The 24,684-nt window shown below is 40.2% G+C and carries 22 protein-coding genes; 14 read left to right on the top strand and 8 right to left on the bottom strand.

What is annotated here, in order from left to right; all coding sequences use genetic code 11:
* Positions 1 to 17: 17 nt before the first annotated feature.
* Positions 18 to 989: a hypothetical protein gene (locus LXF01_RS11210; RefSeq protein ID WP_180113963.1), complete on the bottom strand. Its 972-nt coding sequence runs from the start codon at positions 987 to 989 to the stop codon at positions 18 to 20.
* A gap of 185 nt (positions 990 to 1,174) precedes the next feature.
* On the opposite strand from LXF01_RS11210, the gene LXF01_RS11205 reads away from it, so the two are divergent.
* From LXF01_RS11205 to LXF01_RS11190, 4 genes are all read left to right on the top strand, one after another.
* Positions 1,175 to 2,932 carry a GspE/PulE family protein gene (locus LXF01_RS11205; RefSeq protein ID WP_180027311.1) on the top strand — a complete coding sequence of 586 codons (1,758 nt, stop codon included), beginning with the start codon at positions 1,175 to 1,177 and terminating at the stop codon, positions 2,930 to 2,932.
* Positions 2,933 to 3,036: 104 nt separating this feature from the next.
* The gene (locus LXF01_RS11200) at positions 3,037 to 3,399 is read left to right on the top strand and encodes a NirD/YgiW/YdeI family stress tolerance protein (RefSeq protein ID WP_233944345.1); all 363 of its coding nucleotides are present in this window, start codon (positions 3,037 to 3,039) and stop codon (positions 3,397 to 3,399) included.
* Between the two features lie 132 nt (positions 3,400 to 3,531).
* Complete coding sequence (locus tag LXF01_RS11195) at positions 3,532 to 4,200, top strand: response regulator transcription factor (RefSeq protein WP_233944344.1); 669 nt, start codon at positions 3,532 to 3,534, stop codon at positions 4,198 to 4,200.
* A 4-nt stretch (positions 4,201 to 4,204) separates the two neighbouring features.
* Positions 4,205 to 5,524 carry a sensor histidine kinase gene (locus LXF01_RS11190; protein WP_233944343.1) on the top strand — a complete coding sequence of 440 codons (1,320 nt, stop codon included), beginning with the start codon at positions 4,205 to 4,207 and terminating at the stop codon, positions 5,522 to 5,524.
* 197 nt (positions 5,525 to 5,721) lie between these two features.
* Here the strand turns inward: LXF01_RS11190 and hemP are convergent, their stop codons facing one another.
* Complete coding sequence (gene hemP / locus LXF01_RS11185; protein ID WP_078189103.1) at positions 5,722 to 5,892, bottom strand: hemin uptake protein HemP; 171 nt, start codon at positions 5,890 to 5,892, stop codon at positions 5,722 to 5,724.
* Between the two features lie 147 nt (positions 5,893 to 6,039).
* Between hemP and LXF01_RS11180 the strand changes: the two genes are divergently transcribed.
* Positions 6,040 to 6,939, top strand: a complete 900-nt coding sequence (locus LXF01_RS11180; RefSeq protein ID WP_233944342.1) for an NUDIX domain-containing protein — start codon at positions 6,040 to 6,042, stop codon at positions 6,937 to 6,939.
* Positions 6,940 to 7,080: 141 nt separating this feature from the next.
* Here the strand turns inward: LXF01_RS11180 and LXF01_RS11175 are convergent, their stop codons facing one another.
* Positions 7,081 to 7,563 carry a tetratricopeptide repeat protein gene (locus LXF01_RS11175; RefSeq protein ID WP_233945463.1) on the bottom strand — a complete coding sequence of 161 codons (483 nt, stop codon included), beginning with the start codon at positions 7,561 to 7,563 and terminating at the stop codon, positions 7,081 to 7,083.
* 76 nt (positions 7,564 to 7,639) lie between these two features.
* Entirely contained in the window at positions 7,640 to 10,033 is a 2,394-nt protein-coding gene (gene mrcB, locus LXF01_RS11170; protein WP_233944341.1) for a penicillin-binding protein 1B, read from the bottom strand.
* A gap of 152 nt (positions 10,034 to 10,185) precedes the next feature.
* Between mrcB and LXF01_RS11165 the strand changes: the two genes are divergently transcribed.
* Both LXF01_RS11165 and LXF01_RS11160 read left to right on the top strand, forming a co-directional pair.
* Positions 10,186 to 11,124, top strand: coding sequence for an NAD(+) kinase (locus LXF01_RS11165; protein WP_078189100.1), 939 nt, complete (start codon positions 10,186 to 10,188; stop codon positions 11,122 to 11,124).
* A 2-nt stretch (positions 11,125 to 11,126) separates the two neighbouring features.
* Positions 11,127 to 11,393, top strand: a complete 267-nt coding sequence (locus LXF01_RS11160; RefSeq protein ID WP_078189099.1) for a YeaC family protein — start codon at positions 11,127 to 11,129, stop codon at positions 11,391 to 11,393.
* Between the two features lie 91 nt (positions 11,394 to 11,484).
* Here the strand turns inward: LXF01_RS11160 and LXF01_RS11155 are convergent, their stop codons facing one another.
* Entirely contained in the window at positions 11,485 to 12,483 is a 999-nt protein-coding gene (locus LXF01_RS11155) for a glycosyl transferase family protein (RefSeq protein ID WP_233944340.1), read from the bottom strand.
* Between the two features lie 408 nt (positions 12,484 to 12,891).
* On the opposite strand from LXF01_RS11155, the gene LXF01_RS11150 reads away from it, so the two are divergent.
* Both LXF01_RS11150 and LXF01_RS11145 read left to right on the top strand, forming a co-directional pair.
* Complete coding sequence (locus tag LXF01_RS11150; protein WP_078194416.1) at positions 12,892 to 14,238, top strand: dicarboxylate/amino acid:cation symporter; 1,347 nt, start codon at positions 12,892 to 12,894, stop codon at positions 14,236 to 14,238.
* Positions 14,239 to 14,409: 171 nt separating this feature from the next.
* On the top strand, positions 14,410 to 15,552 hold the full coding sequence (locus LXF01_RS11145; RefSeq protein ID WP_180020843.1) for an acyl-CoA dehydrogenase family protein: 1,143 nt from the start codon (positions 14,410 to 14,412) through the stop codon (positions 15,550 to 15,552).
* Positions 15,553 to 15,697: 145 nt separating this feature from the next.
* On the opposite strand, the gene LXF01_RS11140 is transcribed toward LXF01_RS11145, so the two are convergent.
* Positions 15,698 to 16,228 carry a DJ-1/PfpI family protein gene (locus tag LXF01_RS11140; protein WP_078189095.1) on the bottom strand — a complete coding sequence of 177 codons (531 nt, stop codon included), beginning with the start codon at positions 16,226 to 16,228 and terminating at the stop codon, positions 15,698 to 15,700.
* A 570-nt stretch (positions 16,229 to 16,798) separates the two neighbouring features.
* Here LXF01_RS11140 and pheA point away from each other — a divergent pair.
* The 4 genes from pheA to LXF01_RS11120 all read left to right on the top strand — a co-directional run bounded on the left by pheA (position 16,799) and on the right by LXF01_RS11120 (position 21,806).
* Positions 16,799 to 17,908, top strand: a complete 1,110-nt coding sequence (gene pheA, locus LXF01_RS11135; RefSeq protein WP_078194414.1) for a prephenate dehydratase — start codon at positions 16,799 to 16,801, stop codon at positions 17,906 to 17,908.
* A gap of 69 nt (positions 17,909 to 17,977) precedes the next feature.
* Positions 17,978 to 19,069 carry a histidinol-phosphate transaminase gene (gene hisC, locus LXF01_RS11130; RefSeq protein ID WP_180010858.1) on the top strand — a complete coding sequence of 364 codons (1,092 nt, stop codon included), beginning with the start codon at positions 17,978 to 17,980 and terminating at the stop codon, positions 19,067 to 19,069.
* Between the two features lie 3 nt (positions 19,070 to 19,072).
* Positions 19,073 to 21,322, top strand: coding sequence for a bifunctional prephenate dehydrogenase/3-phosphoshikimate 1-carboxyvinyltransferase (locus tag LXF01_RS11125; protein ID WP_233944339.1), 2,250 nt, complete (start codon positions 19,073 to 19,075; stop codon positions 21,320 to 21,322).
* Between the two features lie 112 nt (positions 21,323 to 21,434).
* Positions 21,435 to 21,806, top strand: coding sequence for a hypothetical protein (locus LXF01_RS11120; RefSeq protein WP_180009482.1), 372 nt, complete (start codon positions 21,435 to 21,437; stop codon positions 21,804 to 21,806).
* A gap of 83 nt (positions 21,807 to 21,889) precedes the next feature.
* On the opposite strand, the gene LXF01_RS11115 is transcribed toward LXF01_RS11120, so the two are convergent.
* Both LXF01_RS11115 and LXF01_RS11110 read right to left on the bottom strand, forming a co-directional pair.
* The gene (locus tag LXF01_RS11115) at positions 21,890 to 22,414 is read right to left on the bottom strand and encodes a hypothetical protein (RefSeq protein ID WP_180085752.1); all 525 of its coding nucleotides are present in this window, start codon (positions 22,412 to 22,414) and stop codon (positions 21,890 to 21,892) included.
* A 282-nt stretch (positions 22,415 to 22,696) separates the two neighbouring features.
* Positions 22,697 to 23,323: an alpha/beta hydrolase gene (locus LXF01_RS11110; RefSeq protein ID WP_078194407.1), complete on the bottom strand. Its 627-nt coding sequence runs from the start codon at positions 23,321 to 23,323 to the stop codon at positions 22,697 to 22,699.
* A gap of 125 nt (positions 23,324 to 23,448) precedes the next feature.
* On the opposite strand from LXF01_RS11110, the gene yaaA reads away from it, so the two are divergent.
* Positions 23,449 to 24,231: a peroxide stress protein YaaA gene (gene yaaA, locus LXF01_RS11105; RefSeq protein ID WP_233944338.1), complete on the top strand. Its 783-nt coding sequence runs from the start codon at positions 23,449 to 23,451 to the stop codon at positions 24,229 to 24,231.
* Positions 24,232 to 24,684: the final 453 nt, after the last annotated feature.

Here is a 24,684-nt window from a genome sequence, read left to right as displayed (position 1 = left end):
TTTATTAAATATGTAAATTATTTATTTGCCGCAAAACTTTGTTTGATCGCGTTAAGAGCAACATCGTTATACATGCTGCAAGAGTTCTCAGCTAATTGTTTAAACTCTAAAAATTGAGTTTTTTGAGTAGGATTAGTTGAAGTATTTATCCAATTATCAATAACCTTAATTAAATCCTGCATATTGTATTCCACTCCTTTAGGAGATAGGTAAGCGTCATAAAAACGATTTTTATATTGAGCTACGCCATATTCACTCTCATCATCAGCTACGGTATAGGCTACAGTATCTTTCATGATGTATTTTTTCGCAGTAATATCTGTACTAAGATCAGCCCACCAGTCAGCTAAAAAACTTTGACTATCACTATCTGAGGAATCTGTTAAATCTAAATACTGTTCACTATTTGATACTTTATTTAATTGTAAACAGCGAGAACCAGCGGGAAACTTAATATTTGAAATAGCTGTTAAGTATTTGAGAGCATCGTTAGAAATATAGTTGCTTGAATCAGTAATATTATTTTTTATGATCCAATAATTATAGGCATCAACTTGAGATGCTAGGATTTCACCTTCAAGATTGAAGGACTTCATTGTTGTCGTAATTTTTAGACCTGATGAATTAATAGAGGAATGAGGACTTAGCGTCCACACATTATTTGCAATGGATATATTGCCATTCAGATAGCCATACGAACTGTGTAGAGATCCTTCATCATACAAGCCATTCGCTGTGACCATAAATGAATCGCTACTTTCTGAAGTATATAGTTTACCATTATCGATAGTTGCAGTATCACTTTCGTATGACAGCACATCACTTTCACTGTCGAGTTCAAAAGTTGACCACTGTTGGAAAGCAGCATTTGGTACTGGTGGATTTTCGCTGGAGTCATTATTAGAGGTTGAGTTTCCACCGCCACCGCCGCAGGCAGTTAAGCTAAGAATAGTCATGGTACAAATTGCTAATATTTTTATTTTCATCATAAATCTTCTTATATCGTAATTATAAAGCCCTTATAGGCAACTCTATTATAGCTTAAATTTATGAATGATTTCATTAATAAAAAAATAGTATGCTTTCAGAAAACCTATGTGCAAAACACAAATGACACAAGCGTGCCTTTAGAATTTTTTGCTATAGTAGTTTTATGTTTGGGGAACATAGAACAATGACTTTTAATTTTGAAATTGACACTTCTTGGTGTTTAGACCAATTACAAAAAGATGGACGTATTACTGAACGGGACAAAATACTGATACAAACCACGCACCGTCAGCGTGAGCAGTTGAAATGGCATCCTTTACAATGGATTGCCAATTTTAATTTAGTCGATCAGAGTCATCCACAGTCTACCTTAACATTGAATAGACTCTGTCAATGGTTAGCAGAAAAGTCTGGTGTACCGTTTTATATTATCGATCCTCTAAAAGCTGATGTGCCTGCTTTGACAGCTATTATGTCGCAAGAATTTGCAGTACGAAATCGCATTTTAGCGGTGGAATTACAAAATGAACATGTGCTGATTGCAACGGATCAACCTTATAAAAATGAATGGATTGCCAATTTAGAGAGAACAGTTTTACCACGGAAGATTCAGCGTGTATTGCTCAGTCCAGATCAACTACAGCGTTATTTGGTTGAATATTACCAAGTGAGTCGCGCAGTCAGTAATTCGCAAAAATCATCGAGTTATGACCGTGAAAATAAAGGCGTTGAAGCACTATTACAATTAGGTGATACACAAAATCCAGATGCCAATGATCAGCATATTGTGAAGCTTGTGGATTGGGTCTTACAGTTTGCCTTCGAACAAGGTGCAAGTGATATTCACCTCGAGCCGCGTAAAGATACAGGAAAGGTGCGTTTTCGTATCGATGGCGTATTGCATACCATCTACAACATGCCAGCAAATACACTGACAGCTGTGGTTTCACGAATTAAGATCTTAGGTCGGATGAATGTGGCTGAAAAACGTAAGCCGCAAGATGGACGTTTAAAAACCCGTACCCCCAAAGGCCAAGAAACAGAGCTACGTTTATCGACGTTGCCAACGGCCTTTGGTGAAAAGTTAGTCATGCGTATTTTTGACCCTGAAGTCTTGGTACGTAGTTTCCAACAGCTCGGTTTTGAAGGGCGTCTGTTAGATGATTGGAAGGCCTTAACCAGTCATAGTCACGGTATTATTTTAGTGACTGGTCCGACGGGTTCGGGTAAAACCACCACGCTTTATTCATCACTCAAACAATTGGCAACCGAAGAAGTGAATGTCTGCACCATTGAAGACCCGATTGAGATGTTAGAGCCAAGCTTTAACCAAATGCAGGTGAATACAGGGATTGATCTAGGCTTTGCCGATGGTGTACGGGCGTTAATGCGTCAAGACCCTGACATTATCATGGTCGGGGAGATCCGAGATCATGATACGGCAAATATGGCGATCCAAGCTGCATTAACAGGTCATTTGGTGCTTTCAACTTTACATACCAATGATGCACCATCGAGTTTGACGCGATTACATGATCTGGGGATTCAGCCTTTTTTAACGGCAGCGACCATTTTAGGGGTTTTGGCACAACGTTTGGTTCGTCAACTCTGTCCACATTGTAAGCGTGAGACTTTTATCAATGAACAAGAGTGGAAACATTTGACCTTTGAATATGCGATACAAATGCCTGATTTTGTCTACGAGGCGGTGGGCTGTGATGAATGCCGTCAAACGGGATATAAAGGCCGTGTGGGGATTTATGAATTTATGCCACTCAGTATTGAAACCAAGCAATTGATTGGTGCCAATGCAGATCTAACCCAACTACGTACACAGGCACGTAAAGAGCATGTCGAGCCATTACGAATTGCAGGTGCGCGTAAAGTACTTGCAGGGGTGACGACTTTAGAGGAAGTTCTGCGTGTCGTACCGCTCAACTAATGGTTTGATCAAATAAATAAAAACGTCTTTGCATCTTAAGATTCGACTCATCTTGCTTTGTTTAAATAGCGCTATCGAAATAGACAAAGTAAGAGAGATCGAAGATGAAAACATTCACTCAATTGGTATGTGGTTTAGCATTTGCAGGTGTGGCATCGGTTGCAGTTGCGAATACAGCAGTCAATCAAACAGCAGTTGCGCCAGTGAAAACCACATCGGTGAAACATGCTTTAGGCTTAAAAGATGATAGTAAAGTTCAATTGAAAGGTTATGTTGTGAAATCGATGGGCGATGAAAAATATCAGTTCCGCGATAGCACAGGCAGCATTACGGTGGATATTGATGATGAACTTTGGCAAGGCAAAGCGATTTCAGCTAAAACACCGGTAACGCTCATTGGAGAAATCGACATTGATTACAAACCGACGAAACGCGTTGAAGTTGATGTCGATCAAGTAAAATTTTAATTTAGCCTGTTATTCATTTCAGTGCTGCTCCATAAAAAAACCACGGCTTGCTGTGGTTTTTTTATGATTTGAGTAGATATGAGCAAAAGTTCGATACACTGAAGTCGGAACCATAGAAATAGGGTAGGTAAGATGCGAATTTTATTGGCAGAAGATGATACATCCCAAGCAGACAGTATAAAAACATGGCTTGAAATGGATGGCTATAGTGTCGATTGGGTTGAGCGAGGCGATCACGCTATTTTGGCTTTAGAACAACATCAATATGAATGCATACTTTTAGATCGTGGCTTACCAAAAGTAACTGGTGATGAAATTTTAAAACGTATCGTACAGTTGCATCCGCTTACACCAGTTTTATTCATTACTGCTCGGGACAGTATTGCAGATCGTGTTGAAGGTTTAGATCTGGGAGCCCATGATTATTTGGTGAAACCCTTTAGCTTGGAAGAGTTGTCAGCAAGGGTGCGTGCCCAATTACGCTTGCATCATCAGCAGCGTGATAATTGTTTGACTTTTGGTGATTTATGTTTAGATGTACAAGCCAAAATGCTGCGTAAAAATACGGAATTGATTACGCTGACATCGCGTGAATATCAAATTTTGCATAAGATGATGTTGAATCCAGAGCATATTATGACGCGTAGCCAACTCGAAGAATCACTCTATGCTTGGGGCGATGAAGTTGAAAGTAATGCGATCGAAGTTTTTATTTACCAATTGCGTAAGAAGATTGGCAGTGATTACATTAAAACCTTAAGGGGTTTGGGTTATCGCATGAATCTTCCGCAACAAAGTTAAGTCTATGAGTGATAAAAAAAGCATTTCCTTACAGTCGCAACTGATTAAAACCTCACTGCTCAGTGCAATTTGGGCGGGAGCAATCTCCCTGTGTCTGATGTTGGGATTTGGTCTTTATCACATCATGAATGTACACGATGCCCTGATGGACGAAGTGGCAGATATGCTTACTGCTACTGATCTAACGCTGAAGCAAGACGAACAAATAGATGAACTGAGTGAAGAGTTTGATATGCAATATCAACTCATGCAAGGGTCGCAAGTCTTAACCACATCGGAACAACACACAGCATTTGAACATCAGCCCAATTTAAAACAAGGGTTGCATTATCAATGGAGAGAAGGCGCGCTTTGGCGTAGCTATGCACTTCAGGACGATGGATTAACCGTACAAATCATTCAACCGATGAAAACACGGCTGAGGGAAACGCTGCAAAGCGTACTAGGCTATGCAGGGATTCTGTTGATTGTCTGGTTGATCCAATGGCTATTACTGCATATTTTGATTAAACGTCAATTGAAAGTTTTACAGCTTTTTTCAAAACAAATCGCTGAAAAAAATGTAGATGACTTACAAGCCATTGTCTTAGCTGAACCTGTATTACAGGAACTAGAACCGATCCAAACACAGCTGAATTTTTTATTAAACCGATTAGATCAGGCCTTAGAGGCGGAACAACGCTTTACCTCCGATGCCTCACATGAATTACGCTCACCGCTGTCTGCGATTCAAATGCGACTTCAGGTATTAAAACGAAAATATCCCGACATTCAGCAGGATTTATTGAGCATACAGCACGATGTTAATCGAGGAACACGCGTGTTGGAAAATCTACTAATTTTGGCACGGCTCGACCCGACGCAATCGGAGCAATTAGATAAAAAACAAGACGACTTAGAACAGCTGAGTTTACAAGTCCTTGACGTTTTACAGCCTTTTATTGAAGAAAAGCAGATCGAATTGAAGCTACAGACCCAGTCTGTACAGTTTGAGATGAACGCAGAGTTGATGTTTAGCTGTCTACGCAATTTAGTCGATAACGCTATTCGCTATAGTCCTGAGCAAGGACAGGTCAAGATTGATTTAACGGTAACAGCACAGCAGGCGGTTTGGACGATCGAAAATCAAGGTGCAGGACTGACAGCTGCAGAATTGCAACGCATTGGCGAGCGATTTTACCGCGTATTGGGAACAAAGACACAAGGTTCAGGTTTAGGTATTTCAATTGCCCAAAAAATTGTACAGTTACATCAATGCCATTTAAATGTGGATGCATCTGAACTGGGCGGCTTAAAGGTACAACTCATTTTTCCATTCCGCTAAAAACATGATTTGCCCTATGGAATTTGAGCGAAAGAGTGTTGTGAGAGGAAGATGAATGTCGCGATTTAAATTAAGTTTGAGTAGCTATAAAACTTAATTTAACTAAGTACAAAACTTAAAAAGCAGTAAGCGAATGGCTTACTGCTTGTGTCCACGATTATTTTTATTGCGCTGATAATTATTATTTTTATCAGAAATTATTTGGTCAAAATAAGGCGATTATTTCGTGTTAAACGTAGTCGATATTCTTCACCTGCATGCATAATGCGAATTTCACGTCCTAAAGCAAAAAGGTTGTTTGAATGTAGCATTGGCAGCGAGTGGTGTGCTTCATTGCTACGAGTAAAAAGGCTAAATGGTGCGTTCATTCCGTCGACTCCGTGGTGTATTTCTGAATGGTTTAAATGATAATCATTATCGAATAGGCCTGTCAACGGTAATTTTAGGATTTTATAAAAAAGATAAATTTGCTTACACTTGGATATCAATTGGAACAGAGTAGAGAGCAGGGAACTATGTCGAAACCGCAAATCGATGTCGCCATTGCGATTTTATTGCATCAAGACAAAGTACTGGTGGGTTGGCGTGAAGCAAAACAACATCAGGGCAATAAACATGAGTTTCCGGGTGGTAAAGTTGAGCAGGGTGAAAGTCCTGAACAAGCGTGTCGTCGTGAAATTTTTGAAGAAGTTGGAATTGGTTTACATGACTGGCATGCTTTTGATTTTATTCAACATGAATACGATGATGTTATTGTGAAATTGCATTTATTTCATGCCACCGTCCCGCATGCGTTGCTGAATGAAATCCAAAAGCCATGGGCCTGGTATTCGCGTCAACAACTCATGAGCTTGAATTTTCCAAAGGCCAATCAAGCTATTTTGCAGCGTTTATATTGGCAGCAACAGATCAAAATCACCGCCGATCTACCAACACTTGAAACGCTTCAAGAGACGCTGTTGTATTATTGGCGAGTCGATGCCAGCGCAGAAAATGCAGCGGCATTAAATCAATTACCTACCGTGATTTTAAAACAACTGATAATTAATGAAGATCTATGGTCATTGCTCTCTACAGAGGTGCACGCACATATTTCAGCATTACATCTTAAACAGCACCAATTGCTGCAAAAAAATAAAGGTGATTTACAGCTTGGGAAGCGCTATATCGCAGCTTGTCATGATCAAGTTTCTGCACTGCATGCACAAAAAATTGGCTGTGATGCTATTCTTATGAGCCCAGTTCTCGCGACACAAAGTCATCCTGAGGCGCAAGGTATGGGATGGGCGCATTTTTCTGAGATTGCACGAGGCATAGAAATCCCTGTTTTTGCTTTAGGTGGCATGCGTCCTGAATTGCTACCTATTGCACAGCAGCATCATGCTTATGGGGTGGCAGGTATTCGCAATTTTTAAATTAAAGTGTGTATTGAATTAAATTTGTATTTAAAGTCGATATTTTAGACTTAAAGTAACTATTGGAAATAAGCTTACTTTTAGTATGTTTTAAATAAAAAAGCTTGATCTCAATTAAGATCAAGCTTTTTTACGGGGTGCTTAAAGAGCTTTAATTGCTTGTTGTGCTTTTTGAATGGTGCTGCTTTTCTTTTGCATTTGACCGGCTTTTAAAACAACATTCCAAAGCTGTTGTTTCATCGGCTTGGTTTGAGCATAGCTTAATCCACGCAGTGCCAACGATTCTGCATTCGCAGGTTGATTTTTTCGATTGGCGATCATTGCCAAATATAAAAAAGTTTCCGCAGATTGTGGTGCCAAACGCTGTGCTTGAGTTGCCGCACTTTCAGCTTCATTCCATTTTCCATTGGCATAAGCGGTTTGCGTAGTTTGCATCAATTTTTTGAATGCAGGTAAGTCGCGGCCATCATCAAACTTTTGAATTTGGGTTTTCTGCTCAGGAATAACGATACGTTGACGCTTAATTTCTGGATGGTCATATGGAGTAATAATGACCCTAGAAGGGTCATGGATATCTGCCTTTTTTTCAGGTGCAGCAGGCGGCTTTTGCTCAGGTTCGATCATGGTTTGGCAACCTGCCAAAATAATCGTCAAAACGCTCAGAATACTGAACGTTTTTAAAACTTTAATGTTGTGCAGTTTAATTTGAATACTCTCCACTTGAGATGATGCGAGGTTGATCAGATGAACCCTGATCATTATCGACATCACTTTCACGAATGTAGTCACCTAAACTATCATTTTGCTCCTGAGTTGGCTGCGTCTCTTCAGTATCAACTGTGTAAGGTTCTACTTCATATTGTGTCGAACCACATGCCGTAGCTTGATTTGGAATGGAGTTGCGCGAAAGAGGAATATACATCGCACCTGTACAATGCTGCGCAGATAAATTACCTGAATAACGGTCTAACCAATGCCACTGTACGCTGTCTGGTTGACGTAAATTAACTGGTTTTTGACGTAACTGCTTCATCACATTGGTCCAAACAGGAAGTGCTCCTGACGAACCCGTTAAGCCTGTAACTTTGTTGTTGTCTAAACCTAACCAAACCACACTTAAATAATTACCTGAATAACCTGCAAACCATGAGTCACGCGTATCATTGGTTGTCCCTGATTTACCTGCAAGTTTGAGTGAAGCTGGTAATGATGCATAAGCAGAACGGCCTGTCCCTGAACTCATGACTTGTTGTAAACCATAGTTCAAGATAAAGGCTGCATCAGGTGCAATAGTCGGTTGTACCGTTAAGCTATAACGATCTAATAAACGACCATTGGCATCGACCACTGAACGAATAGCTTTCACTGGATATTTGAAGCCACCGGTTGCAAAGTTGCCATACACACTCATCACTTCCATCGGTGACATATCGATAGCACCAAGGTAAATCGAAGGGTAGCTTGGAATATTAGAAGTCACACCAAACTTTTTCAGATGGTTAATAAAAGTCGACATACCGAACTCTTGACCTAAGCGTACCGCAGAGAGGTTATAAGAGTTTGATAGGGCATCGACCATTGGTACGACACCATGTGCACCACCACTATAGTTTTTCGGTGTCCAAGCTTTGCCATCACTTTGAATGCTGATAGGACTGTCTTCGATTTGACTCGCCCAGTTATAACGGTTTGATTCTATCGCACTGAGGTAAATCACAGGTTTTAGCAATGAACCGACTTGACGTTTAGCATCCATTGTACGGTTAAAGCCAGTAAAGTCCTGCGTTGAACCGACTGCTGAAACCAATTCACCATTTTCAGGATGAGACACCAGTACCGCGCCTTGTAATTCTTTCAAGCGTGCTGGATTGGCATTACTTAAACGTGCCACAGATTCTTTAAATGCAGTTTGTACACGAGTTTGAGCAATCGGGTCCATCGCGGTGAAAATACGCAGACCTTGATTGGTCAAATCGCTTTCTTGGTATTCGGTACGCAATTGACGACGCACGATATCCATATAGTCAGGGAAGCGAGAAGGGCCCAATGTTGGTTTAGTAATGACATTTAATGGACGCGCTGACTCAGTTTCATATTGTTCCTGAGTTAAATAGCCCATCACTACCATATTGTTTAACACAATATTACGGCGTTTAATCGCACCTTCAGGGTTTTTCCACGGATTATATAGGGTCGGACCTTGAACCAAACCGACTAAATACGCCTGCTGAGCAATATTTAGTTCACGCAGCGGTAAACCAAAATAGAATTGTGAGGCTAAACCATAACCATTGATTGAATAATTACCGTTTTGACCTAAGTTCACTTCATTTAAATAAGCTTCAAGAATTTCATCTTTGTCATAGTGAAGTTCAATCAGCATCGCCATTAAGGCTTCGTTGGCCTTACGTTTAATGGTTTTTTCAGGCGATAAATAGAAATTTTTCACCAATTGCTGAGTGAGGGTCGAACCACCTTGACGTTTACCACCGGTGACATTACTTACGATGGCACGTGCTGTACCGCGAATGGAAATACCATGATGCTGATAGAAATTACGGTCTTCGGTAGCAATTAAAGCTTGGATTAAAGGCTTAGGTACTTTATCAAGTTTGATCAGCACACGGTCTTCATTGTGCTGAGGATAAATACCACCAATTAACATCGGCTCTAAGCGGGCAATACCACTGCTTGAAGGCTTGGTCGCACTTACCTCAGTGATTTGATCTTCACCAAAGGTCACTTTAAGGACTTGTTCAGGGTCGACACTATCACCAAAGTCAAAACCACGCGTATGGATATAGGTCACATTGCCAGAAGTAACGTAACTTCCCGTTTTCGCATAGCTGTCTTGAGCGTTATAGCCCAAAAGTTTCAGTTCTTGGTTGAGGTCTGCTTGGCTTACAGGCGCATTGGTATAAATTTCTAAAGGACGAGCAAATACCTTGGCTGGAATGTCCCAACGTTGACCTTCGAATTTATCCCGTACAATATTATCAAGACGAATAAGATAAATGCTGAACACGAGAAATCCGCCGATAATCAACAGCGAAAAAATCAGTGCAATTATGCCTATGCCACGTTCAGACTTCATAAATAGTGATAAGACCCTGAGAAATTTTGCTAATCATGCGAAGCTTTTCAGTATTTTGCAATATTTAAACTGTTATATGTATGCAAAATATTGGAAGCTACTTCACTAAAGTCGAAACTTTAAAGTTTTTTTAAATCATTTCTGTTAGTGATATGATACCAATGAGGCGAAGCGGAGCAAAAGCGCAGGTGCAAATTTCACATAAATCATTTCGAAACATTGGGTTGATTGGTCGTCCAGACAAATCATCAGTGATCGAAACCCTATGTTTGATCCACGATCATATTTTGAGTTTGGGATTACATCCTGTATTTGATACGCAAACAGCGCAGCTGGTTCCCTATAATAATACTCAGACGGTTAGCCGTAATTTATTGGGTGAAGTCGTCGATTTGGTGATCGTAGTCGGCGGTGATGGTTCATTGCTTCATGCTGCACGTGCCTTGGTGAAATATAATACTCCTGTGATTGGGGTGAACCGTGGTCGTTTGGGCTTCCTGACCGATATCAAACCGACAGAAGTGATTTTCAAGTTAGATCAAGTGCTCAAAGGCGAGTTTCAGTTGGATCGACGTTTCTTGCTGGAAATGGAAATTCGCTCGAAAGGTGAGTCGATTTATGATGCCGTGGCTTTAAATGATATTGTGCTGCATTCAGGTAAATCGGTACATATGATCGACTTTGAACTGAATATTGATGGGCAATATGTATACCGCCAACACAGTGATGGTTTAATTGTTTCGACACCAACTGGCTCTACAGCTTATGCATTATCTGGTGGTGGTCCGATTGTCCACCCAAGTATGGATGCGATTGCCTTAGTGCCAATGCATCCTCATACTTTGTCGTCACGTCCGATTGTCGTGGGCGGACAAAGTGAAATTAAAATTTTGATTCGTGAAAACCGTGTTTTACCAATGGTCAGTGCCGATGGTCAACACAGTGTATCATTGGGTGTAGGCGATAGTTTACATATCCGCAAACATCCATTTAAGCTCAACTTATTACATCCACCTGGTTATGACTTCTATATGGCATGTCGTACCAAGCTAGGCTGGAACCAAGATTTTGACTCATTAAAGCAGGATTAATTATGAATATTGAACAGATGCTTGCCGTACTCGATCCTGAAATTGTTGGTCGATTAAAAACGGCAATTGAAATTGGTAAATGGCCAAATGGCGTAGCGCTGACTCAAGAACAACGTCAAATTTGTATGCAAGCGGTGTATGCATGGGAAATTAAACATTTGCCAGAAGATGAGCGTAGTGGTTATATCGACCGCGGGACCAAAGAAGAAGATGAGCATTGCGACTCACATGTGGAAGAACCTGAGTTCAAGCCGATTCGTTTCGTTTAATCCTTTTTCTTTCTGATTGAAAAAGCCAGCTTAATGCTGGCTTTTTTATTAGCTGATGCATACCTAAATTTGTTGCTTCATATCTGCTTATTTAAGCGTGACGATTTGCCCACATGGTTTTGGCAGTTTGCATTGCTTCATCAAAACTTGCGATGGCACCCATGGTATACAGTGCGATTCCCATGGTTTCGGTGACCGCGATTTCACCATATTCATGTGCCTGCTGACCGTCCCACACGGCTTTAAAAATGGCCAAATCAAGTTCTTCTTCGACTGGACTGCGGTTGTCCGTCAGTTTAGGCAATTCATGTTCATACATTTCACCATCCTTGATACCACAAATTAATGTTTTTGCATCGGGGTTACGTTCGAATTCACCACCTTCACCCTTAATGACAGCACTATTTTGATAACCCAATTGAAATGCCGCACGTTGGTGTGATCCACGATAGGCTGGATGGAAAATAGCTTGCATGGTGGCTTTGGCATTAAACGGATTTATTAGGCGGGCAAGGGTGTGAATTGGGGAACGTAAACCCATCACATTGCGCAGTGAAATTAAATCACTAAGTATTGGTGAAATGACGTCGAGCGGAATATAAGCAAAATGACGTTGTATTAGTTGCTGTTCCACATCTGTATCATTTTGGCAAATAGGAAAACCCAAATACTCTAATACTTGTTCTGTATAAAGGCGGTTAATGGTATGACCTGAAGCGCCATGCATTACGACATTGTAGCCGTGTTTTGCTAGCGTTAATGCGGCCAATAAAAACCAAGGATAATGTTTGCGTTTACCTGCATAAGATGACCAATCTAAATCAACATCAAGTTTTTTAAACTTGAGCTGATCACGTGTGGCTTGGACAAAGCCAGTGAGTTCATCAACTGATTCTTCTTTTACACGCAATAACATCAAGAAAGCGCCCAATTGAACGTCTAAAACCTCATCTTTTAAGATCATGCTGAACGCTTGGTAGGCTTCATCATAAGTGAGCGAACGTGCACCATTTTTGCCTTTACCCACGATACGGACAAATTGCGCAAAAGGATGTTCAAAATCTTTGTAAATATTTCGTTTATTTTTCATGCAAATACTGGGCTTAAAATTAGGACTTAAGGATAGTTTACTTCTATAGTTGGTATTTTTCAGCCTGATAATGGGCGTAAAAAATGCAGTCTTTAGACTATAGTCTAATGATCTCGGTCTATTATTTAACCGAAATTAACATTTGTGGCAGAACAAGCCATTAAAAAACAGGTAAAATTTAACCTACTTTAGTATGTGTTTCATCTCCTGATCAATGCACTGATTCTATATCAGGTCCTGATGTGATTATTTAATCACCATACATATTTCGTTTTTCTGTATTTGGCTAAGTCAAATACCTTTGGTGCTCTTTTGTCGAAGACAAAGGGGTTTTGGGCTGTTTATTTTTTGAAAATAGACAAAAACTGAATATTTCTTTGAAGCAGAAATATATCGTGAAGTAATGTCATGGCTAAAAAACCAATTTATAAGTCACTATATTTTCAAGTGATCGTTGCCATTATTGCGGGTGTATTGGTGGGTCATTTCTCACCAAGTGGTACGCAAATCATCAATGGTACCGAGCAATACGTAAAAGGCTGGGGTGAATTGTTCTATCCACTAGGACAAGGTTTCATTAAGCTAATTAAAATGATTATTGCACCTGTGATCTTCTGTACCGTAGTGAGTGGTATTGCAGGCATGGAAAGCATGAAATCTGTGGGTAAAACAGGTGGGGTCGCTTTACTATACTTCGAAATCGTTTCGACCATCGCACTCATTATTGGTCTTGCAGTGATTAATATTGCAAAACCAGGTGTAGGCATGAACGTAGATCCAGCATCTTTAGATACTGCAGGTATTTCTAAATATGTTGAATCTGGTGCAGCACAATCTACACAAGAATTCTTTATGAATATCATCCCAAACACCGTTGTTGGTGCGTTTGCTGAGGGTGAAATTCTTCAAGTTCTATTATTTGCCTTATTATTTGGTTTTGCTTTGCATAAACTTGGTGATGCAGGTAAGCCTGTATTGAAGTTTATTGATCAAATTGCACATGTATTCTTTAACATTGTAAACATGATCATGAAGCTTGCACCAATTGGTGCTTTCGGTGCGATGGCTTATACCATTGGTAAATATGGTATTGGTAGTTTGGCGCAATTGGGTCAATTGATCATCTGCTTCTATATCACATGTTTGCTGTTTATTTTCATTATACTTGGCTCAATTGCACGTATTTGCGGTTTCAGTATTTTGAAAATGATTCGTATGATTCGCGAAGAGTTACTGATCGTACTGGGTACGTCATCTTCAGAGTCTGTACTGCCACGTATGTTGAAAAAACTTGAACTTGCAGGTGCAGAAAAATCTGTAGTGGGTCTGGTTATTCCAACAGGCTATTCATTTAACCTAGATGGTACGTCTATTTACCTGACTATGGCGGCGATCTTTATTGCACAAGCGACCAATACGCCGCTTGATATTTCGCATCAGATCACTTTGTTATTGGTTCTACTGATTTCATCTAAGGGTGCTGCGGGTGTGACGGGTTCAGGCTTTATTGTTATGGCTGCAACACTTTCTGCTGTGGGGCATATTCCTGTTGCTGGTTTGGCATTGATTCTTGGTATTGACCGTTTCATGTCAGAAGCACGTGCATTAACGAACCTTGTCGGTAACTCATTGGCAACGATTGTGGTTGCAAAATGGGTGGGTCAATTAGACAAAGAAAAACTGGATTTTGCTTTGGCAAACCCTGAAGAAATTGACCGTCAGATGCAAGAAGAAGGCAATGCACATCATGCCTAAGGCAGATGCTGTGATGTAAAAGATGTCATTTAAAAAGGAAGCTTCGGCTTCCTTTTTTTATGTAAGCCCAAAGCCAAATTTGAACGCTTTAGTTTTTAGGCATGACGGCTGTTCTAAACTGCAATAGGATGGAACTCAACAAAATAACAAACTCAACCAAGGAAGAAACACATGCTAGCTTATGATGCAGACTTAGAATTATTTCGAGATAACTTTCGCCGCTTTATGGCAGAGCATGTCGCACCACATTATGAGCAATGGGAACGTGAAGGCATTATGCCGCGTTCAGTATGGAATGCTTTGGGTGAAAATGGCTTTTTATGTGTGGATGTGCCTGAAGAATATGGCGGCTATGGCGTCCCAACGCATTATTCACTGATGCTAGTTGAAGAATCTGCGCGAGCAGGTTTTAGTGCATTATCGACAGGTATTTCATGCCATTCTGAAATTGCAGCACCTTATATTTTGCACATTGGTTCAGAAGAACAAAAACAATATTGGTTACCGAAAATGGTCACGGGTGAAGTGGTCGGTGCCATTGGTATGACAGAGCCGGGCGCAGGTTCGGACTTACAGTCTATGCGCAGTAGTGCAATTTTGCAGGGTGATCATTATCTGCTCAACGGTTCGAAAACCTTTATCTCAAATGGTCAACATGCAGACCTTGTGGTATTGGCTGCGAAAACCGATCCGCAAGCACGTGCCAAGGGCGTGTCATTACTTTTAGTCGATACACATTTGGATGGATTTAAGAAGGGCACTAACCTCGACAAAATTGGACTGCATGCGCAAGACACTTCTGAATTGTTTTATGACAATGTTAAAGTGCCAAAAGAGCAACTTTTGGGACAGGCTGGACAAGGCTTTGCTTACTTGATGCAAGAGTTACCGCGTGAGCGTACCGCAATTGCTTCGACGGCAATTGGTGCGATTCGTGGTTCCATTGATGTGGCAACGCAGTATGTTAAAGAGCGACAAGCGTTCGGACAGGCGATCGGACAGTTCCAAAATACTCGTTTTGTCTTGGCACAGGCTAAGATTGACGAATTGGCTACAGCGGCATTTTATAATCAAAATGTTGAACTTTATATGCAAGGCAAACTTGATGTTGAAACTGCAGCAGCACTCAAGAGCTTTTCTACCGATATGCAAATGAAAGTGGCCCATAATCTACTTCAATTATTTGGTGGCTATGGTTATATGACCGAATATCCAATTTCACGTTTCTTTGTCGATGCACGTATTCAGCAAATCTACGGTGGCACCAATGAAATTATGAAAGAAATCGTGGCACGAAGTATTTTAGGTCGATAAACAATTTATCAGGCTGAAATTAAAATAGCGAAGTGAAGACTTCGCTATTTTTTTTAGGATGTATTTCTATAGAGACGATGTATTTCTATAGATTTGCTTATTTGAATTAGATTGTGTGTTTAATTTTGCGTGAATATTTTGAAACCTATGATAATGACGGTTGCCCCAAAACTTGCAAACAGACTTCAATAAATTCAGGTGTATCTAAAGTACTGCGAGACGATATATATAGGTTATTATCATTCACAACCGATTGATCCGACACCACCACACCTGCGTTTAACAAAGCGGATTTAAGTGTTTCAGATTGGGCGAAATGGCGACCTTGTATGACACCAGCTTCTAATAACAACTGTGGACCATGGCAACTGCTCAAGATCGGCTTTTGGCTATCTGCAAAATTACGTACAAAATAGATAAAACGGTCATCTAAAGCGAGTTTCTCTGGGGAATAACCGCCGGGAATAAATAAGGCATCAAAATCATGCACAGAGGCATCGTCGATACTTTGGTCAATGGTGATCTGGGAACGGCGTTTAATGCCGTAAACGATTTTTCCAACCTGATCTTCGATATTGATAATGCTGTGCCGAGCGGCTCGAAAGGCCTCCACAGGCTCAAGATACTCAATATCTTCAAAATCGTAGGTCACTAACACTGCAATTTTCTTGTGCATACTTGTACCTATGGGGCTGTTATTTTTTTTCTGATATTTAGACTACAAAGCAATGATAAGAATTACCTGTGTCTTTTGTAATAAATGCGTCAATGACTGTAAACACTAGATGAAAGTGCCTATTAAGTCACTGAAAAAACGATCAATGACCAAGTGTTTATATAGATCATCTTTAAGTTTCAAATTATTTCTATGCCATGAAAACCAAGTTTTGAAATTTTTATTTTGCTGCGGGTATTGAGAGCAAAATATAAAAATGAAATGACCAATGAAACAAATTGATTGATGGGCTTATAAGAGGATGGATCTGATGCAAATTTGGAGGAAAAGAGAAGGCCTATTTATTGTGCTGCTCAAGATGAATGATCAATAAAGCCGTCAAAAGGTAAGATTTGCCTCAATTATGGTTTTACCTATCAGTTTGGCTGTTTTGGCTCTTAAGTTAAGCTGATGAAGCTTTAATCAACTGTATGTTTTTAAGGCTGAAACCATCAAAGTCGTATTGCGCAACATTTGAAAGCTAACTATTGTTATACTGTTTGCAAAATTTTTTTGAAGGGCGACATAACAATGATCAACGATGATCAAAACACTCCGACTTCTCTGGACTTAGCTCAAATTCGTGAAGATATCGACTCTGTTGATATGCAGATTCAACAACTTATCAATCGTCGTGCGAAACTAGCTGAAGCTGTGGCAAAAGCAAAATTTGCTGCAGAAGAGAATCCATTGTTTTATCGTCCTGAACGTGAAGCGCAAGTTTTACGTAAAGTTATGGATCGTAACGAAGGCCCATTGTCTGATGTGACAATGGCACGTTTATTCCGTGAGATCATGTCGGCTTGTTTAGCTCTTGAAGCACCGCAAAGTATTGCGTTCTTAGGTCCAGTTGGGACATATACACATTCGGCGGTGTTGAAACACTTTGGTCAAGACGCTGTTGTTCGCCCTCTTCCAACGATTGATGAAGTATTCCGCGAAGTAGAAGCAGGCAGTGCGCACTATGGTCTTGTGCCTGTAGAGAACTCATCTGAAGGTGTAGTGAACCACACCCTAGATTGCTTCAAATCTTCACATCTGAATGTTATTGGTGAAGTGGAGCTGCGTATTCATCACCAGTTCCTAGTGTCTGAAAACACACGTAAAGACAGCATTAAACAAATTTATGCTCATCAACAAACTTTGGCGCAATGCCGTGGTTGGTTAGATGCTCATTATCCAGGTGTAGAACGTGTTGCACTCAGTTCAAATGCAGAAGCTGCACGCCGTATTCGCAATGAATGGCACTCAGCAGCAATTGCTTCTGAAGTCGCTGCGAACATTTACAACCTTGAAATTTTGCATAGCAATATTGAAGACAATCCTGAAAATACTACTCGTTTCTTGGTGATTGGTCGTGAGAAAGTGCCACAATCTGGTAATGACAAAACTTCATTGTTGATTTCTGCGCATGACCGTGCGGGGGCCTTACTTGAAATTCTTGCACCGTTTGCCAAGCATAATATTAGCTTAACAAGTATCGAAACACGTCCTGCATTACCCGAAAAATGGGCTTATGTATTCTTTGTGGACTTGGAAGGTCATGTTGAGCAAGAAAACGTGAAAGCGGCAATTGAAGAAATTCGTCCGTTAGTAAAAGAAATTCGTGTATTGGGTTCATATCCGATTGCTGTTCTTTAAGATCACAACTGTGATCAATTCCATCAGGAGTTGATCACCTTCATCATTTGAAAAAACTGGAAGTGTAAAATGACGTTTGTCCCAGCCAATGAAGGCATTGCAAAGCTAAAGCCTTACCAACCAGGTAAACCAATTAGTGAACTTGAGCGTGAGTTAGGTATTACAGATATCGTAAAACTCGCATCAAATGAAAACCCATTGGGTTGTTCTGACAAAGTGAAAGAAGCGGTTGCTGCTGAACTTGCAGAAATTGGTCGATATCCGGATGGTGGCGGTTTTATTTTGAAAGACCAAGTTGAAAAACAATTTGGTATTGCACATGACCGCATTACGTTGGGTAATGGTTCAAACGATCTTCTAGAAATTTTTGCTCGTGCTTTTGTTTCAGAACAAGACTCTGTAGTGTATAGCCAACACGCATTTGCTGTGTATGGTCTGGTGACACAAGCAATTAATGCTGAAGCGATTGAAGTGCCTGCAAAAGGTTTTTCACATGACCTAGATGCAATGGCTGCGGCAATTAAAGACAATACTAAATTGATTTTTATTGCGAACCCAAATAATCCAACAGGTACATGGTTTGAAGAAGCTGAATTTGAAGCGTTCATGCAAAAAGTACCTGCAAATGTGATCGTGGTTTTAGATGAAGCTTATGTGGAATATTTCCCAGAAAACTTCAATAGCTTGAAATTCTTAGATCAATACGCAAACTTAATCGTTAGCCGTACCATGTCAAAATGCTATGGCTTGGCTGCGTTACGTGTTGGTTTTGCCTTGGCTTCAGTTGAAGTGACGGATTTCCTTAATCGTATTCGTCAACCATTTAACGTGAACCATCTTGCGATGGTGGCTGCAGTTGCTGCACTTAAAGATGAAGCATTTATTGAAAAATCACGCGTAGTGAACAAAGCGGGTATGGCTCAACTTGAGTCAGGCTTTGATGCTTTAGGTTTAGCGTATGTGCCTTCACGTGCCAACTTCATTTTAGTAAATGTAAAAGCAGATCCTGCACAGACTTTCAATGCTTTATTAAAAGAAGGTGTGATTGTTCGTCCAGTTGGTATCCCTGAGCATTTACGTGTATCAATTGGGACTGAAGCTGAAAATGCTAAATTCTTAGCGGCATTGGCTAAAGTTTTGGGCTTAGAGGTTAAAGCTTAAGTCATGTCTGTGCCACTATTTGAAAAAGTTGCTTTTATTGGGCTTGGGTTGATTGGCTCAAGCCTAGCTCGCGTCATGATTGCTGAAGGTTTAACTAAGGAAATTGTAGCGTCTACGCGTTCACAAAAAACTTTAGAAGATGCAAAAGCTTTAGGGCTTATTCAGCAGGGTTATAGCGATCCTGCTGAAGCGGTCAGAGGTGCAGATCTCGTTGTCTTGGCTTTGCCTGTACGTGCGACACAAAAAGTCCTTGAAGCGATCAAGCCTTATCTATCCGAACAGACGATTATTACCGATGTTGGGAGTACCAAAGGCAATGTCGTTGATGCAGCGAAAGCAGTCTATGGTGAGCAATTACCTGCTGGTTTTGTACCGGGGCATCCGATTGCTGGGGCTGAACTAACAGGTGTGCATGCAGGTAAGGTAGATTTATTTGCTAATCACAAAGTGATTTTGACACCTTTACCAAGCAGTGCAGATTGGGCTGTAGAGAAACTAATTCAATTGTGGCAAGCTGCCAAAGCGGAAGTAATTTGCATGGATGTGGAAAAACACGATGAAGTGTTGGCCCATACCAGTCACCTTCCGCATTTGATGGCATTTAACTTGGTTGAGCAACTTGCGAACCGAGAAGACAATTTAGATATTTTCCGTTATGCCGCTGGCGGTTTTCGTGATTTTTCACGTATTGCTGCAAGCGACCCACATATGTGGCATGACATCTTTTTTGCCAATAAAAAGGCAATTTTAAATGCGGTAGATGGCTTTGAAAAACAATTGGCTATTCTTCGCAAACTGATTGAAGATGAAAACTCACAAGCGTTGATGGGACTGTTGGGGCATGCACAAGCGGCACGCCAACATTTCAATCACATGCTCGCAAAGAAACCACTGATGGAGAAAAATAAAGTGACGACACAGCAATTCAAAATTTTACCGGGTCCAAAGCAATTCCAAGGTAAATTTACTGTGCCAGGTGATAAATCTGTGTCACATCGCTCTATCATGTTTGGTGCTATTGCAGAAGGCACAACGCATGTCACGGGTTTCCTTGAAGGTGAAGATGCCTTGGCAACCCTCCAAGCATTCCGTGATATGGGAGTGAGTATTGAAGGCCCTAAAAATGGCGAAGTCACCATTCATGGTGTAGGCATGCATGGTTTAAAAGCACCTGCAGGCGCTTTGTATATGGGTAACTCAGGCACTTCAATGCGTTTGCTTTCAGGCATGTTGTCGGCACAGAAGTTTGATTCGGTGATGACTGGTGATGCGTCATTATCAAAACGTCCAATGGAACGTATTGCAAAACCATTACGTGAAATGGGTGCGCAAATTCAAACTACAGGTGAGCGTGGTACGCCGCCCGTGTCTATTTCCGGAAGTCAAAACCTGAAAGGTATTCATTACGACTTACCCATGGCATCTGCACAAGTAAAATCTGGTATTTTGTTGGCCGGTCTTTGGGCAGAAGGTGAAACTGTTGTCACTGAGCCAGAACCGACACGTGACCATTCGGAACGTATGCTTCGTGCATTTGGTTATGACGTGAAAACAGAAGATAACCGCATTTCACTTCAAGGTGGCGGCAAGTTAGTCGGTACGGATATCCAAGTACCCTCTGACATTTCATCTGCAGCATTCTTTATGGTGGGTGCAGCGATTACTGAAGGTTCAGATGTCACACTTGAAGCGGTCGGCATTAATCCAACACGTACAGGTGTGATCGAAATTTTAAAACAGATGGGTGCTGACCTGACTGTTGAAAATGAACGTATCGCTGGCGGTGAGCCGATTGCAGATATTCGTATTCGTGGTTCACGTACACTCAAAGGCATTCATATGCCAGAAGATCAAGTGCCATTGGCGATTGATGAATTCCCAGCGTTATTTATTGCTGCTGCATGTGCAGAGGGTCAAACCATTTTGACTGGTGCAGCTGAACTTCGAGTGAAAGAGTCGGATCGTATTCAAGTGATGGCAGATGGCCTAAAAATTATGGGTATCGATTGTACGCCAACCGAGGATGGTATCATCATTGAAGGTCAAGGCAAAGCGGGTGAGTGGGGTGCAATCTTCACAGGTGGTCAAATCGAATCACATCATGACCACCGTATTGCAATGAGCTTCTCAATGGCAGGTTTACGTACTTCGGGTGAAATTAATATCGTGGGTACAGAAACTGTTGCAACAAGTTTCCCAACATTTACAGAGCTAGCGACTCAAGCCGGTTTAACGATTGCGGTAAGTGAATAAATAATTCACTAAATTTGTATATTTATTCAACAACAGCCAAGCAAATGCTTGGCTGTTTGGTTTTAATTGCTTATGCTAAAACTATACAACAAGAATGTCTTTGGATAGATACATGAGAAAACTACAATTCACCGCCCATAGCGATTCAAATCGAGTTGAAAGCAGTACTGATACTCAAACTCAAGTGGCTGAGTTTTTAGCAAGTAAGCTTGAGAAATATGGCTTTCAAACGTTATCGCAAAGTGGTGATCAGATTGCAGTCAGTGTCGATCAACATGAATTGCCACTTTCAGTGACATGTCAGGGGCAGGATGAATCAGGTCGTCTAGTCTGTGAAATTACCTCTTATCCAGATGAAGACCAAGATTGGTTAGATCGTATTACTGAGCAAAGTCTATTGAACCAATTGGCTCAAGCGGTCGAAAACAGTTTAAAAGAAGAAGAGTCATATAGTGAGTTTCAATGGAAACAAATGACAAAATGATTTGAAAAATTGAATTAAAAATCATCCATAAAAAAGCAGCATAGCGCTGCTTTTTTATTTTTAACGGAATGTATCGAACAACGTTATAGACATTCAATATTGATTGGATTAATAGTTCGATTGCTCTTTTTCACATAGTCACACATTTTTTCTGACTCTTGTTCATTGAGTCCCCAAAACACGATCACACCACGTTGATCAGTCAATTTGCTATCGCTTAAATAAATATAATGGGTGTCATGATAGTTTTTATCGAGCATATCTTTATATTTTTGATCGGTAAAAGATGAACAAGACGAAATTTCAGCTTCTTTACACACCGAGTCACTCGAACAGCGTTGCTTAAAGGTTGAAATCATATTCATGGTGTCAGTGCTGTTGAGTTGGGCTTCACACACTTGGCTGTTGGGAAAGTCGTAGACCATTTTTAAGCTAAAATCACGACCATCGACATTCATCTTGTATGACGCAGTCAAATAGGCTTTGGGACCATCATTCGCAGCAACCGTAGACGCTGGCAAATTTGTCGTTGTGGATGGGGTTGAATTAAAATAATAGACCAAAGCTGCAATGCTTAGACTTAAAATCACAGCAACAATAAATTTCATTTTTCCCTCTAAATTTTATCTTAATTTTTCTGGGTATTATTTCTGTAGTTGATTATTTAAACAAGTAAATAATTGGTTTTTAGATAAAAAATTGAGGCGTAATCAAAATTAAACGAGCATCGGCTTAAGTCATTACATATTGAACGAATTATGATCACTAATGCAAAAAAAATGGATAAATCGAAAAGCGAGAAGTTGAATTTATCTGGAATATTGGGGGAATAGAGCGTTCGCTAGGCAAAAAAAATGAGCCAGTTAAGCTGACTCATTTTTTTGTATTTTTTATACTAAAAAACGTGAAATCGCGATACGAAGCTGTTTGAGATAACCTGTAAAGAAGTGGTTTGCACCTGGTAAAACCGTGATTAAATGGCGCTGTGGTTTGGCCCACTGAATCAAGTCAGATAACAGTGTGACATTATCTTCTTCACCATGAATAAATAAAATATCACCCTTAATATGCGGAGTCACATAGTGACGCACACCTGCAACTGTTGTGGTTGGTAGGCCACATAAAATAGTTTGTACAGGCTGTAACTCCACTGGCAATAGGGCATAGCATTTAGTCATGACATTTGCACCAAAACTAAAACCGCCTGCATAAAATGGCAAGTTTGGGTGTTGGCTACGAGCAAATTCAATGACTTGCATGGTATCTTTGGTTTCACCATTGCCTTCGTCATGTATTCCTGCACTTTGGCCAGAGCCGCGGAAACTTGGGCGATAGACAACATAGCCACGTTCTAAGAACATTTGCGCTAAAAGCACAGGTACTTTGTGCTGTGGTGTGCCACCTTGCAATGGGTGAGGGTGTGTAACTACCGCGAATCCTTTCACTTCACCCTGTGGATAATCAACAAAAATTTCAAGCTGACCAACAGGCCCTTGAATGAACAGTTGTTCTGACATAATGACTAAAATGTGAAAGCGGGAGAGTCGCATAGTTTACAGATTAATATTATCTAAAACACAGATTGGATTTGAAAATACTCTACTGTTATAGTTTGTTTAATTAAAAATTAATCAGGATGTTTATGCTCGCTTTAATTTCTCCAGCAAAAACCTTAGATTACGAAACCGCTTTACCGACTGAAAAATTCACTCAACCACGGCTATTAGATCATTCTGAAGAATTAATCTCAGTCGCACGTAAATTGTCGGTAAGTGAAATTTCAAGCTTGATGAGTGTCAGTGAGAAAATTGCGACTTTAAATGTTGAGCGCTTCCGAGATTGGCAGCCTGATTTTGATTTTGCCAATGCACGCCAAGCAATCTTTGCCTTTAAAGGTGATGTATATACCGGTTTAGATGCTTATAAACTTACAAACTCAGACCTTGAATATGCACAAACCCATTTGCGTATGCTCTCGGGTCTCTATGGTTTATTGCGTCCGCTTGATTTAATGATGCCATATCGTTTAGAGATGGGGACCAAGCTGCAAAATCCACGTGGACATAACCTATACGAGTTTTGGGACAATACCATCACCAATCTCATCAATGACGATTTGGAAAAAGCGGGCTCTGAACTTTTGGTCAACATCGCTTCAGATGAATATTATAAGTCGGTCAAAGAATCAAAAATTAAAGCCGAAATCATCAAGCCAGTTTTTCTCGATCAAAAGAACGGCAAATATAAAGTCATCAGCTTCTATGCCAAAAAAGCACGTGGCCTAATGGCGCGTTATTTATTGGAAAATAAAATTGAACGTGTTGAAGATATCAAGTCGTTCAATACAGATGGTTATTATTACGATGCCGAGAGTAGTTTAAAGGGTGAATTGGTCTTTAAACGAGACGAACAACAAGCCGCTTAATTTCGAAATTGAAAAGCTTAGACTGAAAAGAATATGTATAGCCGCTGTTTTTAAGTCAGCGGCTTTTTTATCTTCTTCACTCGGGATGTAACGGTAGGCCTGTGAAATTGATCGTGCTTTAAATTTCGTATATGAAATGATCTACAATTTGAGGCTTTTTACGGAAAAGGATTCGAAAAATCATTCAGCGATTATCTTGTCTATCAGTCTAAAATATATTACAAAGTTAACATTTATCGAACAAATAGCTTATTAAATGACTTAATAAGATATAAAATTGTGAAATACGTCACTTTTCTGTTTAAGTTTTTTGTTATTATAGCCAAATATTTAAACATGAATAAAATTTTGTTATGAAAAAAATACTGATACCAATTTTTATACTCAGCATTTTATTTTTAGGATTTAGTGTTTATAAAAATGCTGAGTTAAAGCAACAGCAAGAAATTAATC

Source organism: Acinetobacter sp. SH20PTE14 (assembly GCF_021391555.1).
Lineage (GTDB): Bacteria > Pseudomonadota > Gammaproteobacteria > Pseudomonadales > Moraxellaceae > Acinetobacter > Acinetobacter amyesii.
This window is presented reverse-complemented; position numbering and strand designations above follow the sequence as displayed.